General features: G+C 56.8%; 18 protein-coding genes. 8 read left to right on the forward strand and 10 right to left on the reverse strand.

Features of this window, described 5'->3' with window-relative positions; translation table 11 throughout:
• Positions 1–16: 16 nt before the first annotated feature.
• The 4 genes from ACODTD_RS24060 to ACODTD_RS24075 all read right to left on the reverse strand — a co-directional run bounded on the left by ACODTD_RS24060 (position 17) and on the right by ACODTD_RS24075 (position 3,875).
• Positions 17–1,042 (reverse strand): polysaccharide biosynthesis/export family protein, encoded by a 1,026-nt coding sequence (locus ACODTD_RS24060; RefSeq protein WP_221615697.1) that lies wholly within the window; start codon positions 1,040–1,042, stop codon positions 17–19.
• A 21-nt stretch (positions 1,043–1,063) separates the two neighbouring features.
• A complete protein-coding gene (locus ACODTD_RS24065; protein ID WP_011333467.1) occupies positions 1,064–1,711 on the reverse strand; it encodes a CpsD/CapB family tyrosine-protein kinase in 648 nt (215 codons plus the stop codon).
• The gene (locus tag ACODTD_RS24070) at positions 1,711–2,457 is read right to left on the reverse strand and encodes a sugar transferase (RefSeq protein WP_011333468.1); all 747 of its coding nucleotides are present in this window, start codon (positions 2,455–2,457) and stop codon (positions 1,711–1,713) included. Before ACODTD_RS24070 ends, ACODTD_RS24065 begins: the two co-directional genes overlap by 1 nt.
• A gap of 65 nt (positions 2,458–2,522) precedes the next feature.
• Complete coding sequence (locus ACODTD_RS24075) at positions 2,523–3,875, reverse strand: UDP-glucose dehydrogenase family protein (protein WP_011333469.1); 1,353 nt, start codon at positions 3,873–3,875, stop codon at positions 2,523–2,525.
• Between the two features lie 390 nt (positions 3,876–4,265).
• Here ACODTD_RS24075 and ACODTD_RS24080 point away from each other — a divergent pair, with 390 nt between their 5' ends.
• The 7 genes from ACODTD_RS24080 to ACODTD_RS24110 all read left to right on the forward strand — a co-directional run bounded on the left by ACODTD_RS24080 (position 4,266) and on the right by ACODTD_RS24110 (position 11,381).
• Positions 4,266–5,963 carry a sulfatase-like hydrolase/transferase gene (locus ACODTD_RS24080; protein WP_489105293.1) on the forward strand — a complete coding sequence of 566 codons (1,698 nt, stop codon included), beginning with the start codon at positions 4,266–4,268 and terminating at the stop codon, positions 5,961–5,963.
• Positions 5,964–6,013: 50 nt separating this feature from the next.
• On the forward strand, positions 6,014–6,667 hold the full coding sequence (locus tag ACODTD_RS24085; protein WP_489105294.1) for an ABC transporter ATP-binding protein: 654 nt from the start codon (positions 6,014–6,016) through the stop codon (positions 6,665–6,667).
• Positions 6,664–9,135, forward strand: a complete 2,472-nt coding sequence (locus tag ACODTD_RS24090) for an FtsX-like permease family protein (protein WP_489105295.1) — start codon at positions 6,664–6,666, stop codon at positions 9,133–9,135. Before ACODTD_RS24085 ends, ACODTD_RS24090 begins: the two co-directional genes overlap by 4 nt.
• Positions 9,125–10,192: a lipocalin-like domain-containing protein gene (locus ACODTD_RS24095; RefSeq protein WP_201817596.1), complete on the forward strand. Its 1,068-nt coding sequence runs from the start codon at positions 9,125–9,127 to the stop codon at positions 10,190–10,192. Before ACODTD_RS24090 ends, ACODTD_RS24095 begins: the two co-directional genes overlap by 11 nt.
• Before the next feature lie 87 nt (positions 10,193–10,279).
• Positions 10,280–10,522, forward strand: a complete 243-nt coding sequence (locus ACODTD_RS24100) for a hypothetical protein (RefSeq protein WP_041475203.1) — start codon at positions 10,280–10,282, stop codon at positions 10,520–10,522.
• 11 nt (positions 10,523–10,533) lie between these two features.
• Positions 10,534–10,713 (forward strand): hypothetical protein, encoded by a 180-nt coding sequence (locus tag ACODTD_RS24105; protein ID WP_064378946.1) that lies wholly within the window; start codon positions 10,534–10,536, stop codon positions 10,711–10,713.
• A gap of 83 nt (positions 10,714–10,796) precedes the next feature.
• Positions 10,797–11,381 (forward strand): hypothetical protein, encoded by a 585-nt coding sequence (locus ACODTD_RS24110; RefSeq protein ID WP_197871004.1) that lies wholly within the window; start codon positions 10,797–10,799, stop codon positions 11,379–11,381.
• A gap of 325 nt (positions 11,382–11,706) precedes the next feature.
• On the opposite strand, the gene ACODTD_RS24115 is transcribed toward ACODTD_RS24110, so the two are convergent.
• The gene (locus ACODTD_RS24115) at positions 11,707–12,528 is read right to left on the reverse strand and encodes a glycosyltransferase family 2 protein (protein ID WP_011333476.1); all 822 of its coding nucleotides are present in this window, start codon (positions 12,526–12,528) and stop codon (positions 11,707–11,709) included.
• 244 nt (positions 12,529–12,772) lie between these two features.
• Here ACODTD_RS24115 and ACODTD_RS24120 point away from each other — a divergent pair, with 244 nt between their 5' ends.
• The gene (locus ACODTD_RS24120; RefSeq protein WP_041475204.1) at positions 12,773–13,591 is read left to right on the forward strand and encodes a VanW family protein; all 819 of its coding nucleotides are present in this window, start codon (positions 12,773–12,775) and stop codon (positions 13,589–13,591) included.
• Between the two features lie 57 nt (positions 13,592–13,648).
• On the opposite strand, the gene ACODTD_RS24125 is transcribed toward ACODTD_RS24120, so the two are convergent.
• The 5 genes from ACODTD_RS24125 to ACODTD_RS24145 form a co-directional block, all read right to left on the reverse strand.
• A complete protein-coding gene (locus ACODTD_RS24125) occupies positions 13,649–13,954 on the reverse strand; it encodes a hypothetical protein (protein ID WP_489105296.1) in 306 nt (101 codons plus the stop codon).
• A gap of 43 nt (positions 13,955–13,997) precedes the next feature.
• A complete protein-coding gene (locus ACODTD_RS24130) occupies positions 13,998–14,390 on the reverse strand; it encodes a hypothetical protein (protein WP_285354536.1) in 393 nt (130 codons plus the stop codon).
• Positions 14,391–14,506: 116 nt separating this feature from the next.
• The gene (locus ACODTD_RS24135) at positions 14,507–14,797 is read right to left on the reverse strand and encodes a hypothetical protein (protein WP_489105297.1); all 291 of its coding nucleotides are present in this window, start codon (positions 14,795–14,797) and stop codon (positions 14,507–14,509) included.
• A 64-nt stretch (positions 14,798–14,861) separates the two neighbouring features.
• Positions 14,862–15,203, reverse strand: a complete 342-nt coding sequence (locus ACODTD_RS24140) for a barstar family protein (protein WP_489105298.1) — start codon at positions 15,201–15,203, stop codon at positions 14,862–14,864.
• 991 nt (positions 15,204–16,194) lie between these two features.
• A partial coding sequence (locus tag ACODTD_RS24145) for a hypothetical protein (protein WP_489105299.1) occupies positions 16,195–16,690 on the reverse strand: 496 nt, incomplete at its 5' end.

The following is a 16,690-nucleotide window of genomic DNA, read 5'->3' on the forward strand; positions in this document are numbered from 1 at the left end:
ATCGGTCACCTGAGAGTCAGTTGTTGTTGCTGTCTTTGTTGTCGACGCGGTAGCCGAAGCTGAAGCCCACGCCCTGGAACAGCACCACGTCGGCCAGTTGCCGGGCGAGTTCGCCAGCGCTGGCCAGCTTGGTTTTCGGCACGTACAGCATGTCGTCCGGTTGCAGATAGGCGATTTGCGGCGCCTCGCCCGACAATGCTTTCTCGACGTCGTAGCGCACGGCCTGCACCTGATTGCCGTTGCGGCGCATGATCACCACCGAATCGAGCCGCGCCTTGACGTTGGTGCCGCGCGCCAGGGTCAGCGCCTCCAGCACCGACACCGGCCGGCGGATCGGGTAGGAACCCGGCTGGCCGACCTCGCCCAGCACGTAGATTTCATTGCCGGCGGTGGATTTGAGCAGCACGTCCACGGTCATCCTTCCTGGCAGTTGCGCGTACTTCTTGTTGAGGAACGCTTCGAGCTGGTTGACGGTCATGCCTTGCAGCGGCACCGCGCCGATTTCCGGGAAGCTGGCGTAGCCGTCGGTGCCGACCGTGATTTCGCGGCTCATGCCGGTGGCCGGGTGGTTGAGGGCGCTTTTCAGGTTCTGCTCGTTGGTCAGCGGGCTGATGATCTGCACCGTCAACTGATTGCGGTTGGGCTGGAACAGTTGTTTGCGCTGGTAGGCGCGCTGGATTTCCTGGCGTGCTTCTTCGCTGGTCAGCCCGGCGATTTTCACCGAGGTGTTGGCGCCCGGCAGTTCGATGGTGCCGTCCGGCAGCACCAACTGGTTGCCGTTGAGCTGGCTGGCGGCGGTGAAGTTCAGCCCGATCTGGTCACCCGACTGCACGCGGTAAGCGTCCGAGCCGCTGGTGCTGATGTGGAAGATCACGTCCAGCACATCCTGCGGGCGCAAGGTCTGCTCGATCTTCGGCATGTCGGTGGCCTGAGCGTTGGCCGGGGTGGCGGTGAGAATATTCACCGGCATGTTCTGGGTTTCGGAAGTGCTCGAGCAACCTGCAAGCGGCAGCATCAGCAGAACCAGTATCTTGGCGTTCATGGCGTCATCCCTCGCGTTTGCTTACAGGTTTTTGTAGAGCCATTTGGGCATGTAGTACTTGCGCCGGTTGAACACGCTGCCGACCACTTTGGCTCCGGCCTGGGTCAACCGTTGCACGGCTGCTTGCGCGACTTCCCAGCGGGTGTCTTCGGCGCGTACCACGAACACCACACCGTCGACCTGGGTGCTGATGACCAGCGTGTCGGCGGCCGAATACACCGCGTCGCCGTCGATCACCACAAAGCGGTACTGAGCGCCCAGTTGATCCAGCAGCGGGCTCAGACGCTCGGCAGTCAGGTGTTCTGTAGTGCGGATCGGACGACCATTGGGCAGCACATGAAACGGCAGGCTCGACACCTGCACCACGCAGTCCTGCAGCAGCGGCGGGTTGTCCGGGTTGAACAGCAGGTCGCGCAGGCCGCGCTCCTTGCTCAGGTTCAGTTGCTGGGTGAGGTTGCTCGCCGACTGGCTGGCGTCGACGTACAGCACCTGGCCGCTGCTCATTTGCGCCAGTTGACTGGCCAGCGCCAGGGCGCTGGTGGTGGTGCCGGCGCCGGGGTTGGCGGCGGTCAGGAACAGGATCCGCAGATCCAGGTCCAGCACGGTCGAGGTCAGGTTCGACTCGCTGGGGCTGGCGATGCTCAGGCTTTTGTTGGTTGAACCGTCCATTAGCTTGCTCCGTGGCCGCTGAATACTTTGAAGGGGGTTTTCAACAGAATCTTCAGATCAAGCAGAAGGCTCTGCTCGGCGATGTAGCTGAGGTCCAACTCAACGCGCTGGTCGAAGTCGATATTGCTGCGTCCGGAGATCTGCCACAGCCCGGTCATGCCCGGGTAGATCGCCAGACGGGCGAGGTGACTGTCCTTGTAGCGGTAGGCGTTGAACGAAGTCGGGCGAGGGCCGACCAGGCGCATGTCGCCGGTCACCACGTTGATCAGGTTAGGTAATTCGTCGAGGCTGGTACGCCGCAAAAAACCGCCGATCCGGGTGATGCGCGGGTCCTGGTCGATCTTGAAGTCGATGGCGTCGGCACCGTGCTTGTTCAGGTGGCGCAGCGACTCCTTGAGCTCTTCGGCGTTGGCGACCATGGTCCGGAACTTGTACATGCCGAACTTGCGCCCGCGATAACCGGTGCGCTTCTGCACGAACATCACCGGGCCCTGGCTGGTGAATTTGATGACCAGCGCCAGACCGATCAGCAGCGGCGAAATCATCAGCAGAATCATGAGTGCGCCGAGACAGGCGACCACTCGATTGGTGCGCGACAGTTGCCACGGCCGACCGCCGTCGCGACCGGTCATCCAGCCCTGGCCCTGGCGATGGATTGCCGCGTCCAGGCGCATTCGCTGTTCCGGATCCATGCGTTTGTCACGCACCAATTGTTGGATCGGTACACCTTTCTCATGTCCAGTCATGGAGTCCTCCGCTGGTGGTCAGCCGCGAGCGGCGCGTGGGCGATAGGCAGTGGGTAACAGGAAGTTCATGGTCGCCCCTCGTCGGGCGCGATGTGGCGCAGACCGATACCGCTGTAATGCAGGCCGGCGGCCGCCACTTGTTCCGGGTTGTAAAGGTTGCGCCCGTCGACGATGACCTTCGCGCGCAGCTTCTCGGCGAGCAGTTCAAAGTCCACCACACGAAAGTTTTTCCACTCGGTGCAGATCACTAGTGCATCGGCATCTTCCAGGGTGTCGTCGCGGGTGGCACACAGGTGCAGGTCGTTGCGGTAACCGTAAATGCGCCGGCACTCGGACATCGCTTCCGGATCGTAGGCCTGCACGCTGGCGCCTTCGGCCCACAGCGCTTCCATCAGGTAACGACTCGGGGCTTCACGCATGTCATCGGTATTCGGCTTGAACGCCAGGCCCCAGATCGCGATGGACTTGCCGGCCAGGCCTTGAGGAAATTGCGCCCTGAGTTTGCTGAACAGGATGTGCCGTTGCGCGTCGTTGACGTCGGTGACGCTGCGCAGCAGTTTCAGCGGCATGCCGTTGTGTTCAGCGGTGTGCAGCAGGGCGCGCAGGTCCTTGGGAAAGCACGAGCCACCGAAGCCGCAGCCCGGGTAGATGAAGTGATAGCCGATGCGCGGATCGGAGCCGATGCCTTTGCGCACCGCTTCGATGTCGGCGCCGAGCAGTTCGGTGAGGTTGGCCAGCTCGTTCATGAAGCTGATGCGGGTGGCGAGCATCGCGTTGGCCGCGTACTTGGTCAGCTCGGCGCTGCGGTTGTCCATGAACATCAGTTTTTCGTGGTTGCGGCAGAACGGTGCGTACAGCTCGCTCATCTGCTCCCGGGCTTCAGGGTCCAGAGTGCCGACAATGATCCTGTCCGGACGCATGCAGTCGGCGAGGGCGCTGCCTTCCTTGAGAAACTCGGGGTTGGACACCACCCGCACCGCCAGACCGTTTTTGCCGCGACGCTGCAGTTCTTCTTCAGCGGTGTGCAGCACCTGATCCGCCGTGCCGACCGGCACCGTGGATTTGATGATCAGCGTCCGATCGTCCTCCATGCAGCTTGCGATCTGCCGCGCCACGTTGAGCACATGGCTGAGGTCGGCGGAGCCGTCTTCGTCGGCCGGCGTGCCCACGGCGATGAAGATCAGTCCGGCATGTTCCACCGCATCGCTGGCCTGGGTGCTGAACAACAAACGCCCGGCCTTGATGTTTTCTTCCAAAGTTGCCGAAAGACCCGGTTCGCTAATAGGCGGTACTGCCTGTTGCAGTTGTTTAATCTTGTTCGGGTCAATATCGACGCACAATACGCGATGTCCGACATCGGCAAGTGCGGCTGCTTGTATCAGGCCAACATAGCCCGTACCAAATACGCTCACGTCCATATTGGCGTGCCTCGTAAGACGGTGATGGAAGATCGAAAATGAACTGTCAAAAGGGGTATAGCGCAGCGTGGGGAAAGCGTGTCAGCAAAATGACATGTTGCAAGGGTATAACACCCCCATTTTTGGGGGCGAAAGGCCATCAAGTGCTTGCTGTAGATGGATTTGTCCCGTTCTTGACGGGTTTTTCACATTCCGAAGAAAACGATAAACGGTCGTAAGCCGCGAAATTCAAGGGTTTTAACGACTTGGGTGTGTCAGATTTGAGTCAACAGTTTTTTGACGCTTTTTGATTATGTCCGACATTTCTTGCGCTTTAATGGCCCGGTGCTAGTGTCAGGTTTTGACCGACAAACCCTTGACAATGCCTCGTCGGACACATCCGGAATCGCCATGTTTCGATATCTGAAAGAACTGCTTTTAATTATTTATCTATTGCTTTATTCCGAATATTACCTTGACCGCTTAAGTGCGATGGGTATTGGTCTGGCAGTACTTCTTTTTGGCGCGATGTTTTTGACGCTGACTTTCGCGTTATTACTAACGGCCTATATACGTCAGACTTTCATTCGGCATTTGTTCGCATTAACCCTGTTTGTTTCGGCGGTGTTCTTCGATGTTTATACGAGGGTGACCGCCGATTACCTGACCTATAGCAGTTTTGTCTCGCTGGTGTACTCCGGCGGTTTCATTCAGGAAGCGGCGTATCAGTATCGGGGGGCGATCATTCACGGGCTGCTCAACGGCCTGCTGCTGTTGTTCGGGATCGGTCTCAAGCCACGGCACGCGATCACTGTTCCCAATGCCTTGCGGATCGCTGCGCCGCTCTGCGGTGTGTTGCTGCTCAGCGCGGTGTTGTTCGTGCGGGCCGGCGAGGGCGCGCGCGGCCTGCCGATCATGTACACGCCGCTGGCCTATCTGAACCTGTTCGGCTACGAAGCGTTGCACAACACTGTCGGCCCGCGTGAGCCGGTGACCCTGGCGCGCAATGGCCCGGCGGTCGGCCACGACATCGTGCTGATCATCGACGAGAGCATTTCCGGCAATTACCTGGACATCAACGCGCCGTTCGGCGTGCACAGCAACCTCAAGCAGGCCCGCCCGGGCGTCGACATTTTCAATTACGGCTACGCGGCGTCCATCGCCAATTGCAGCGCCGACACCAACATCACCCTGCGTTACGGCGGCACCCGCGCCGACTACATGCGCATCAACAGCACGCTGCCGTCGATCTGGCAGTACGCGAAAAAGGCCGGCCTGCGCACCGTGTACATCGACGCTCAGCGCACCGGCGGCAATCTGCAGAACCTGATGAACGATGCCGAGAAGAAGGACATCGACGAATTCGTGCAATTCGATCAGACCAGCGTGCGCGACCGCGACATGGCCGCCGCCGCCAAGCTGATCGAACTGCTCAACGACGGCAAGCCGGAGCTGGTGTTGATCAACAAGGTCGGCGCGCATTTCCCGGTGCACGACAAATACCCGGACGCCTTCATGGCCTACCGTCCGACCTTGCCCCGCGGGCAGTTCACGGAAGTCGCCGACACCGGTGAGCGTACCGGCTTCAACGGCCAGCCGGATGACTGGGCGCTGTATCGCAATGCCTACAAAAACACCGTGCTGTGGAATGTCGGCGAGTTCTTCGCGCGGGTGTTTGCTCAGGCCAATCTGAACAACGCGCTGCTGATCTACACCTCCGACCACGGCCAGGATCTGCACGAACGCGGCAATCCGGGACTCAACACTCACTGCGGCGGCGATCCGGTGGAAGAAGAAGGGCTGGTGCCGCTGGTGGTGATTCAGGGCGAGCAGTTGCAGACGCTCGACTGGTCGGCGCAACTGGCGGTGAACAAGGATCGCTCCAGTCACTACAACATTTTTCCGACCCTGTTGCAGTTGATGGGCTACGACCTGCCGGAAATCGAAGCGGTGTACGGCAAACCGCTGAGCGTGGCGACGGCGGATGCATTCACCTTCAACTACCGCTTCAACGCGCGGCTGGGGGCCAAACCCGAGTGGAAACACATCGACCTGAACAGCATCGTGACGCCGGGTGAAGCGCCGACGAGTGTGGCGGTGGGTCAGTAACGCGCCGGTATCCGCTATCCTTGGCCGACACGGATCGATCGGATGGCGGCATGCTCCAGGTTCACAACGTCTTCAAAAGCTACCTCACCCCACAAGGCCCGTTGCCGGTGTTGCAAGGCATCGACCTGACGCTCAAGCCCGGCAGCAGCCTGGCGCTGATGGGCGAGTCGGGCAGCGGCAAGAGCACGCTGCTGCACCTGATCGCCGGGCTCGACAAAGTCGACAGCGGCAGCATCAGCAGCGGCGAACATCGGCTGGACCGGATGAACGAGGCGCAACTGGCCAACTGGCGGCGCATCGAAATCGGTCTGGTGTTCCAGCAGTACAACCTGATCGGCAGCCTGCGCATCGAAGACAATCTGTCGTTTCAGGCGCGTCTGGCCGGGCGGCATGACCCGCGCTGGCAGCATCATCTGGTGCAGCGTCTGGGGCTGAGCGAATTGCTCAAGCGCTATCCCGAACAACTTTCCGGCGGTCAGCAACAGCGGGTTGCGCTCGGTCGGGCGCTGGCCGCGCAACCGAAACTGCTGCTGGCCGACGAGCCCACCGGCAGCCTCGACGAAGCCACCAGCGACGAAGTGTTGCGACTGTTGCTGGAATTGCTCGACGACACACCCACCACCTTGCTGATGGTTACCCACAGTCAGCGCGTGGCGGCGCGGCTGGCGGAGCGCGTGGTGCTGTCCAGCGGTCGGTTGACGTGAAGGTTTTCCGCCACGCGCTGATGGCGCTGCTCAGTCACTGGCGGCGCCATCCGGTGCAGTTTTTCAGTGTGCTGACCGGGCTGTGGCTGGCCACCAGCCTGTTGACCGGAGTCGAAGCCCTCAACAGTCAGGCGCGGGACAGTTACGCCCGGGCCAGCCAGTTGATTGGCGGCGAACCCCAGGCCAGTCTGAGCACGCCGAACGGTGCGACTTTCCCGCAACAATGGTTCATCGACCTGCGGCGACAAGGCTGGCCGGTGTCGCCGATGCTGCAAGGACGCCTGAGTCTCAAGGGCCACGAAAACCAGCGCCTGCAGTTGATGGGCATCGAACCGGTGTCTTTACCCGGTGATAGCGCGGTGGCCGGGCAGGCGATGCCGATTGAACGCGTCGTCGAATTCTTCACCCCCCCGGGCAGCACCTGGATTTCTCCCGAGACCTTGCGGGCGCTGAACCTCGCCGAGGGCGCGACCCCGGCCACCGAAACCGGCCAGACGCTGCCGCCGCTGCGGGCGCAAACCGACATGGCCCCCGGCGTGCTGTTGGTGGACATCGGCGTCGCTCAGCGCGTGCTCGAACAACCCGAGCAACTGTCGCGTCTGCTGCTGCCGAAGGATTTTCACGCCGACGTCCCGGCCGCGTTCAAAGGCCAGTTGCAGCTCAAAAGCAGTGGCGAGGAAAACAACCTTGCGCGTCTGACCGAAAGCTTCCACCTCAACCTCGATGCGCTCGGGTTTCTCTCGTTCATTGTCGGTTTGTTCATCGTCCACGCGGCCATCGGTCTGGCGCTTGAACAACGCCGGGGATTGCTGCGCACCTTGAGGGCCTGCGGGGTCAGTGCGCGAATGTTGATCGCTTGTCTGATCGTCGAGCTCGGCGCGTTGGCGTTGATCGGCGGGGTGTTCGGCGTGGTCAGCGGTTATTGGCTGGCGAGCGTGCTGTTGCCGGATGTCGCCGCCAGCCTGCGCGGTCTGTACGGCGCGGAAGTGGCGGGGCAGTTGCGTCTGAGTCCGTGGTGGTGGTTCAGCGGCATCGGTTTGAGCCTGTTAGGTGCGTTGCTGGCCGGGGCCAACAGTCTGCTGCGGGCGGCGCGACTGCCGTTGCTGGCGGTGGCGGATCCTCAGGCCTGGCATCAGCAACATGCGCGCTGGTTGCGGCGTCAGGGTTGGGTGGCCGGCGTGTGTGCAGTGATTGCGTTGGCCGCGCTGGTATGGGGCAACAGCCTGACCAGTGGGTTTGTGTTGATGGCGGGGCTGTTGCTCGGCGCCGCGCTGGCGTTGCCGGTGTTGCTCAGTGCGCTGCTCAACGGTTTGCTCGGGCGCAGCCGCTCGGTGCTCGGGCAGTGGTTTCTCGCCGACTGCCGCCAGCAATTGCCGGCGCTGAGCCTGGCGTTGATGGCGTTGCTGCTGGCGATGGCGGCGAACATCGGCGCCGGCAGCATGACCGCCGGTTTCCGCCAGACCTTCAACGACTGGCTCGAACAACGGCTCACCGCCGAGCTCTACCTGAACCCGAGCAACCCGGCGCAGGCGCGAGAGCTGTCCACCTGGCTCAAACAGCAACCGAGCGTCACCGCGATCATGCCCAACTGGCAGGTTTCGGTGACGCTGCAAGGCTGGCCAGCGGACGTGTTCGGCATCATCGATCATCCGCACTATCGCCAGCACTGGCCGTTGCTCGAATCTCGAGGAGACGACCCGTGGGCGGCGCTGGCCAAGGACGATGCGGTGATGCTCAGTGAACAACTGGCGCGTCGCTTGAAAGTGACGTCGGGCGATCACCTGACAATCCCCACGCCGGGCGGGTCGTGGTCGCCGCGCATCGTCGGCATCTACGCCGACTACGGCAATCCCAAGGGCCATGTGCTGGTCAACAGCAACCACCTGTTGCGCGGCTGGCCGCAACTGACGCCGAACCGCTTCAACCTGCGCATCGACCCGCCGAACATCCCGGCGCTGCTCACGGCCTTGCAGGCACGCTTCCAGCTTGATGACAGCCGGATCGTCGATCAGGCGCGGCTCAAGGGCTGGTCGGTGCAAGTCTTCGAACGCACCTTCGCCGCGACCGCCGCGCTGAATAGCCTGACGTTGGCCGTCGCCGGCGTGGCGCTGTTCATCAGCCTGCTGACCCAGAGCCAGAGCCGTCTCGGTCAGCTCGCACCGTTGTGGGCTTTGGGCGTGACGCGACGACAATTGATGCTGCTCAACCTCGGCCAAACCTGGCTGTTGGCGCTGCTGACGCTGGTGTTGGCCTTGCCGCTGGGCATCGGTCTGGCGTGGTGTCTGGACGCGGTGATCAACGTGCAGGCCTTTGGTTGGCGTCTGCCGCTGCGGGTGTTTCCATGGCAGTTGCTGCAACTGATGGGGCTGGCGCTGCTGGCGACCTTGCTGGCCTCGGCGTGGCCGCTGTATTCGCTGTACCGCACGCAACCGGCGGACTTGCTGAGGACGTTTGCTCATGAGGACTAGGTTTGCGCTGGTGTTTTTGGCGTTGTTGCTCGGTGGTTGCGACAACCCCACAGCGGAGCAGAAGGGTTTCGCCGGCATGGGCGCTCAGGCACAGGCGTTTACGCCAGTGGTGCCGGGGCGGGTGTTCAGCTTCCCGGCGGATCACGGCGCCCATGACGGCTTTCGCATCGAATGGTGGTACGTGACGGCCAATCTCAAGGATGCGCAGGGCAACGATTTCGGCGTGCAGTGGACGTTATTCCGCAGCGCCCTGAACGCCTCGCCGCAGCAGCCGGGCTGGGCCAACCAGACGATCTGGCTCGGGCACGCGGCAGTGACCTCGGCCAGCGTCCACCACGCCGCCGAGCGTTATGCCCGTGGCGGCGTCGGGCAGGCCGGGGTGCGTGCGGCGCCGTTCGAGGCGTGGATCGATGACTGGCGTTTCGTCAGTCAGGCGAGCGATCCGCTGAGCGACATGCAACTCAGCGCAATGGACAAAAATTTCAGCTACCAACTGCGCCTGACCTCCAGCCGCCCGCTGGTGCTGCAGGGCGACAAGGGTTTCAGTCAGAAATCCGAACAGGGCCAGGCGTCGTATTACTACAGCCAGCCGTTTTTCCAGGCCAGCGGAACCCTGCAGATCGACGGCCAGACCTACACCGTCAACGGCCCGGCCTGGCTCGACCGCGAATGGAGCAGCCAGCCGCTGACCGCCAACCAGACGGGCTGGGACTGGTTTTCCCTGCATCTGGACAGCGGCGAACACGTCATGCTGTACCGCATGCGCCAGAAGGAAGGGGCGCCGTACCTGACCGGCACGTGGATTGCCGCCGATGGCCAGACCGAAACCCTGCACGCCGAGCAGATCAAGCTGACCCCGCAAGGCACTGCGAAGGTCGCCGGCCGTTCGATGCCGGTGCGTTGGTCGATCGAGATTCCGCAAAAAAATCTGCAGATCACCCTCGATGCAATCAACCCCGATGCCTGGATGAACCTGCGCATTCCGTATTGGGAAGGGCCGGTGCGCCTGAGCGGCAATCGGGGCGGGCAGGGCTATCTGGAGATGACCGGGTACTGATTTCGCGCGCCATGCGTGCGAATGGATCGATTGGAACTCTGTCGAGGATGCTCCCTCTACCGAGAAACATGGCCGAGGATCCGATCCATGAGCGAGGAACTGAAATCTCCAGACCTGACGACCTGGCAGCAGATGTTTGACGATCAGACGTACTGGCAACAATCCCCGGATGCCCATTACTTCGATCTGCAGCGCATTGCTGACGATTTGCTCGGCCAAGGTGCCATCGATCTTGAGCAGTGGCAGATCCTCAGAGCCAAGGCCGATGACCTGCACAAGGACGCACCCGCCGTGAACGTTGCGCGGGAACTCGACGACCCTGAAGCCTGAGGAGGCCCGGCATGAACACTGTCCCTGATAGCGAACACCCTGACGAACCTCGTCCGCCGGGTGAAACCGAGCGCGACAACGACGCGCTACGTCCCACCGATCCCAAACAGCGGCAGAGCTCCGGGAAAGGCACCGCCAGTGGCGAGTCCACGGCGCAGGACACTGCGCAACGATCGCGGAACAAACCCTGAAGGGCGTCTATGCTCACTGGCACATCCGTCGCTGACCACGTTGGCGATGGGTGCTGCCATCCATCACAGGGAACGTATCGCTTATGAAGCTCCAAGCACTGACGCACGCCATAGCACTTGCTACCGTCCTTTCTGCTGCCAGCCTTTCGGCGACGGCCGCCGATATCCCGCTGTCGGCCGCTGTCGAGGCCGACCGTGTCACCACCAAAGTGCTGGCGGTTGACCCGGCCAATCATCAAGTGGTCCTTGAAGGCGCGGAAGGTCGCCAAGTGCACATTCAGCTCAGCGACAAGGCGAAAAACCTCGGTAATTTGAAAGTGGGCGATCTGGTTCAGATCGAAGTAACCCGCTCTGTGGCCGCTTATCTGGATACCGACGTGGATAAAGGTCTGCCTGGCTCCACCGAGCGTACTGGCGAGCTGCGCAACGCCGTGGGCAGCAGCAACCCCGGTGGCGAGGCATTCCGCCAGGTTCAGGTCCAGTTGAAAATCACCAAAATTGATTTGGCGACAAACCAGGTCACCCTGGAAAACCCTTCAGGCCAGTCGAAAACCCTCAACGTCGAAAAGCCTGAGATTCAGGCCAAACTGAAAAATCTGAAAGTCGGGCAGAGTGTGGTGGTCACTTATACCGATGTATTAAAAGTGACCAGTCAGCATGAAAGTTGAGTATTGACTCTACAGAATGGCTGTTCTTGTACAAGTAATTGTATGAGAGCAGTCATATGAAGTATTCGAGGTGGTGATGTCAGAAAGTTTGTCGGGAAATATCGACGAATATTTTCTTTAACTTTTCAGTACATAAATTTCATGTTGAAGCAGGACGACATATCCGCCAATTTCCATTAAAATCCTTCGCGTTCGCCCAGTGTCAGGGCTCTTTACCGGTGCATGGATTGCCAGGCCATTACACTGGGCGAACACCTCCTCGGAGTGGAGGCCAAAGAATTCAGATGCAGAAAGGGCGACTTTGAAGTCGCCCTTTTTTATTGTCTTACGATTTGGCGGGTCGCATGCGCTGTTGTAACTGAAGGCGCTTGAGCGTTTCCTGATACATGGTGGTGCGGCGGTGCTGTTTGCCGTATCCACCGATCGCGGCCACGGTGCCGGCCTGGATGTGATCCAGGTAGCGGAAGATCGTCCGCGGCGAGAGGCATTTGATGCCGTAGCCAAGGCTGCTTAAACGATCCTGCAGCGTGTATCCCGGGACCCGGTCGTCCATCGAAAAATGCAGCCCGTGAGCCTTGATCAGCCGTGCATTCCACAAGGTGCAGAAGCTTTTCAGGTGAGTTTCCCGGTAGGGTTTTGGATCTCGGGAGGGCAACCCCAAGTGCTGTTTTGCCCGGCGGAAATAGTGTTTGAAATAACGCGAAGACAAACGCCAGGTGTCTCTAAGGACGCCGCGATCCAATTGTTCGACGCAACCGACCGCCGCTGTATCCAAAGATTGCATGCACTCATTCATCATCATCGAAAAGACAGTACTGTCAAAAACGAAAGTGTCGGTGTGCAGCAAAAACAGGTAATCGGTTTCAACTTTCGCAAGTGCCAGATCAAGTGCCTTGCCATGAGCAATATGCCCCGCTTCCTTGCCGGGTGAAGGGCGCTCGATCAAGTTGATCCAGTCCAGAGACCGCAAGTAGATCAGGCTTTCATCGGCGGAATCGTTGTCCACCACCCACACCGGAATTTGATGATCCTTGACGTATTGCTGGAGAAACTCCAGGCACATCCGGGTTATTTCCGGCGTCTTGTAATTGACCAATACAAGACTGAAGGCGGGCAGTTGTTTAGAGGTGGAATCGATCGCACTCATGGTCCGGGCTCACTTCAAGTTGAAGGGTTCTGCTGACGGCAATCAGCACACAGAACCGCTGCTTTGTGGCCCGGATGGTAGGGACGTAACCTTAGTTCAAGCTTAATTTCCGAGCGCCCAGGCCGGGCGACTTGTTACGGCTTGCGACACCGGCGAGGCGCTTGGCGACACAGCGCGGTTCCACGGTAAGATGCGCCGCCCTTTCAAGTTCAAGGAAGACAACGGCCCGCGCCGTTCGCCAAGGATGAAACCACTTTCCCTCTACCACCCGACCCTTTACTGGCTGCGCGTGTGGCAAAAAAGACTGTTTCGCCACATTGCCTGGCACTGCTCGAGCAAACGCTACGCGCGGCCTGCCACGACGTCCGAGCGCCTGCCTTACCGCTACCTCAAACACACCTCAAAACTGATCCGCAAACTCGGCGAATCCGACCTCGCGCTGCAACACAACAAAGTCATCAACCTCAAACTTGCCGTCGCCGCCATCGACGGCGTCACCATCGCCCCCGGCGAATATTTCTCCTTCTGCCGCCTCGTCGGCCGCCCGACCCGCGAACGCGGCTACGTCGAAGGCATGGAACTCTCATTCGGCGAAGCCCGCACCGGCATCGGCGGCGGCATCTGCCAACTCAGCAACCTCATCCACTGGATGGCCATTCACTCACCTCTGGTCGTCATCGAACGCGCCAACCACAGCTTCGACCCCTTCCCGGACGACGGCCGCGTCCTGCCATTCGGCTCCGGCGCGGCGATCTTCTACAACTACATCGACCTGGTACTGCACAACCCGACGGATCGCAGCTTTCAGCTGAAGTTGAAGGTCGGGGAGACGCAGTTGGAGGGGGAATTGTTGTGTGATCGGGAGCGGGCTTATCGGTATCACGTGTTTGAAGTGGGGCATCGGTTTGTGCGGGAGGGGGAGCGGGTGTATCGCGAGAATGAGATTTGGCGGGAGGTGAGGGAGAAGGGGCAGGTGGGGGCGTTGGTGGAGAGGGAGCGGTTGTATGGGAATCGGGTGGTGGTTAAGTATGAGGTTTTGGAGGGGATGATTGAGGGGGGATAGCGGTGATGTTGTTTTGGCCAGTTGGTTTACTCCGTATATCGGAAGCGTTTATTGATACTAGCTTTCCAGATTTTTCAATATGTTCTCTAGCGCGATTTTGAACTCTTCCCAGTTTTTGGCTTTTTCACAATGAGTCGGATTTTGCCAGTCTTGATTGCAGATTAGAGAGATTACAAAGGAACCGTATGTGCTGAATTCTGGATACCATCCGATATCGAGTATTTGGCCGCATGGGAAGGTTGCTTGAAAAAGGTCTTCCTTCAAGTTTTCTATTTCGAGCGAGATGTCGAGTGTTTGATCAAGCTGAGAAATGTCATCGAGAGTTATTTTGGCTCCGAGAGTGACGATTTTGCTTGTGTTCATTTAGTGATCTCCAAGGGGGGCGGATGTGCTTTTTGAACATTGCTCAGGTGTTGTTTGGGTAAAGGGTGATTTGAATAGCTGAGATCTCAACAAAACTCGGAAAAATAAGATCTTTATTTTCGTTTTTTAGTGAGATGAGGATGATGGAATTGCCAAATTTTAGCGACCCGCATCCATCTTCGGTAATAGAGATAAGCTCTGCTGTTATATAGGTTTTTTCGGCTTCATGGCGAGTTGAGGGTGTGTTGCTCATCGAGGTGAAGATGTTTTTACCCCAATAAAAATCATCATCAATATTTATTTCGACGTCATAGGAACGGTGTTCTATTGCCTCTAGAGTGAATAAGCTTGAAAGACCTTCTCCGTAAGGGGTGGAGAATTCAACAAGGGTCTTTTCTGTGTGGATTTTAACGATGCGCGATATTGTGATTTTCATGAGTTTGTTAGTGGGAGGGTTTTTGATGAGGTTTTTCTTTGAATTAAAAATCTAAAAAAATGCCCAATGGCTTTTAGAGTTAATCCCGAATTATTGGAATAGCAGAGAAAGGTTGTCTAAGGCTTCCAAAATTGGATTCCTTCCATATGACGCTCAATATCGTCCATGTCATCCTCTTCGAGGGTTGAATCAAATTTTGTAGAGATGATTTTTCTCACCTTCGCAAGTCTTTGAGTCATCTTCTCGTTGTCAATAAAATCGGTAGTCGCTTTTTGATAATCGTTGACAGGCATGTCGCAATAGTAGCTTCCAATTTTGTGCAGCGAAATCAAGATAAATTCAATTTCCGCTATAACCTCAAGGGCGTCCTCTCCATTAATTTCTATTGTTTTATTGTTTTCTAACATTGATTTTTCCGTAAGTGAGACGATTTTTTTGTCATTAAAAATTGACTGGTGAAAAAGGGTAGGTTTATTTTCTTCGATGAAGAATAAATTTGTCAATTTTGGTCGTTTGCTTTGGCTTTCTAGTTAGATAGTAGTTAAATTTTTCCTCCAGTCCAAGGTTCACATCCTGTTGCTTTGTGCGTTCAAAAATTTTAATTATTTTGCTGAACAAATCTCCCATGTCTTTTTGAGAGGATTCAGAATCTTTCCATATTAAATCTATTGGGCGCTCCACGCCGGCGCTGAGTAGGTCCCATAAAGCATTGAGGTTGTTTCCATAAGAATCCGTCACTGAAAAAGCAATGGCTATTTTTTCATGAAACTCTTGCTCTGATGAAATGGTTAAGCCGTCAAGTACTATCATCATCTTTAAAGCTCACTTCCACGTTTCAAAGGATTAACGGAGTCGTAAGGGTTGCTAGTTGTGAAAAGTGAGCACTACCAGTCTGGCCGTCTCACCCATATATGTATAAAAGGTCGTTGATCAGTTTCAGTTCTTCATGCGTGCACTGAGAATTATTGTATCGTCGAATGTTTTCCAGCACTCCCCTGACCGGGACCTGACGCGTTGGATCTTGGACTATTTCGATCAAGCGGTCGTAATCGGGATCTCTTCCTTTTAAATATTTTTCGATCAATTCTTTGAGTGCTATGCGAGACTCTAAGTCTGTTAGCAATATTTCTACTCTTGCATTGGTGGCTTCATCAGTTTTAACGACAGTGGGAAACCCCTCTGATTGCAGTTTGGCTACTAGAGCGGATATTGACAACGCCATGGCGTGGTGAACAGTTCTGGGTCTATGTTGAGGTTTGCAAGAAGGGCGTTGATTTCCGCTTCAGAGTTCATGGTTTCTATTTTTACGATACTAATGTCTCGGTCGTCCACTCCATCGCTTGTTTCAAGTGTTTCGGTGGGGATTGTAAATATTACTAATGCATATCGGAAATTTTTTGATTGGTGGATAAATTTGTAATATTGATGCGGATCATTGGTAAAGTGGTATTTTTAGATGGCGTATAATGAAATCCATTTTCTTAGTGAATGGTTTTCGGACTCTAGCTCTTGCGCAATGTTGTTGTAGCCTGTTCCGTCGATCCCGTTCCATACACTTCTTGGAATACATTTATGTCCTGTCATTTTTTCCTCGAGCGGATTTTGAAAAGGGGGTGGATTTATTTCCTTTAACGAAAAAATAAATCTGTATCCTCTGGTTTTAATATTCTAGAAAGGGAAATCATTTTTTATTAAGCTGTATGTGAAAAGGGGAAGGTGGTGGGATTGTCTTCAAGAACGTAATGTATAAAAGGGGTTGAAAGGGGGGCGGATTTATTTTTTTCAGCGAAGAATAAATTTTGGTTTATGCTTCAAGCATAAAATCTTCGATTTTTTTAATAAATTCGATCTTGTTTTTTGTTTTGAATTCCCCTAGGAATGTCTCAGAATTTTTTAAAGGGTTCCCTTTGTTGTCGTACTTGACCGTTAGGAATTCAATTACAAACTCTCCCGATGGATCTCCTTCTGGTTCAACTCTGGAGTCAAAGCAGTGTCCCGTAGTTTGTCGTGCACCACCTAGTAAAACTGAGCTACTAAACCATTCTGCAGTTTCGGGGGTGAGGTCAACCTCGTAAAGGTTGTTGATTGTGATTGTCCATCCATTTGGTACTCGGAGGGGTTGGAGTTCGTGTTTAAGTTTTGTTCTCATATTAATTGATTTTTTTCCATGTATAAAAGGGAAGATGTATAAAAAGGGGGTGGTATTATTTTTTTGAACGAGAAATAGATCTGTCCCCTTTGTCTTTGGGGGGGGGGGGGGGGGGGGGGGGGGGGGGGGGGGGGGGGGGGGGGGGGGGGGG

The sequence above is a fragment of the Pseudomonas sp. FG35 genome, from assembly GCF_057809295.1.

Coding starts and splice junctions, on each gene's coding strand:
- ACODTD_RS24060 (WP_221615697.1), bottom strand. CDS start 1,042: ATGAACGCCAAGATACTGGTTCTGCTGATGCTGCCGCTTGCAGGTTGC.
- ACODTD_RS24065 (WP_011333467.1), bottom strand. CDS start 1,711: ATGGACGGTTCAACCAACAAAAGCCTGAGCATCGCCAGCCCCAGCGAG.
- ACODTD_RS24070 (WP_011333468.1), bottom strand. CDS start 2,457: ATGACTGGACATGAGAAAGGTGTACCGATCCAACAATTGGTGCGTGAC.
- ACODTD_RS24075 (WP_011333469.1), bottom strand. CDS start 3,875: ATGGACGTGAGCGTATTTGGTACGGGCTATGTTGGCCTGATACAAGCA.
- ACODTD_RS24080 (WP_489105293.1), top strand. CDS start 4,266: ATGTTTCGATATCTGAAAGAACTGCTTTTAATTATTTATCTATTGCTT.
- ACODTD_RS24085 (WP_489105294.1), top strand. CDS start 6,014: ATGCTCCAGGTTCACAACGTCTTCAAAAGCTACCTCACCCCACAAGGC.
- ACODTD_RS24095 (WP_201817596.1), top strand. CDS start 9,125: ATGAGGACTAGGTTTGCGCTGGTGTTTTTGGCGTTGTTGCTCGGTGGT.
- ACODTD_RS24100 (WP_041475203.1), top strand. CDS start 10,280: ATGAGCGAGGAACTGAAATCTCCAGACCTGACGACCTGGCAGCAGATG.
- ACODTD_RS24105 (WP_064378946.1), top strand. CDS start 10,534: ATGAACACTGTCCCTGATAGCGAACACCCTGACGAACCTCGTCCGCCG.
- ACODTD_RS24110 (WP_197871004.1), top strand. CDS start 10,797: ATGAAGCTCCAAGCACTGACGCACGCCATAGCACTTGCTACCGTCCTT.
- ACODTD_RS24115 (WP_011333476.1), bottom strand. CDS start 12,528: ATGAGTGCGATCGATTCCACCTCTAAACAACTGCCCGCCTTCAGTCTT.
- ACODTD_RS24120 (WP_041475204.1), top strand. CDS start 12,773: ATGAAACCACTTTCCCTCTACCACCCGACCCTTTACTGGCTGCGCGTG.
- ACODTD_RS24125 (WP_489105296.1), bottom strand. CDS start 13,954: ATGAACACAAGCAAAATCGTCACTCTCGGAGCCAAAATAACTCTCGAT.
- ACODTD_RS24130 (WP_285354536.1), bottom strand. CDS start 14,390: ATGAAAATCACAATATCGCGCATCGTTAAAATCCACACAGAAAAGACC.
- ACODTD_RS24135 (WP_489105297.1), bottom strand. CDS start 14,797: ATGTTAGAAAACAATAAAACAATAGAAATTAATGGAGAGGACGCCCTT.
- ACODTD_RS24140 (WP_489105298.1), bottom strand. CDS start 15,203: ATGATGATAGTACTTGACGGCTTAACCATTTCATCAGAGCAAGAGTTT.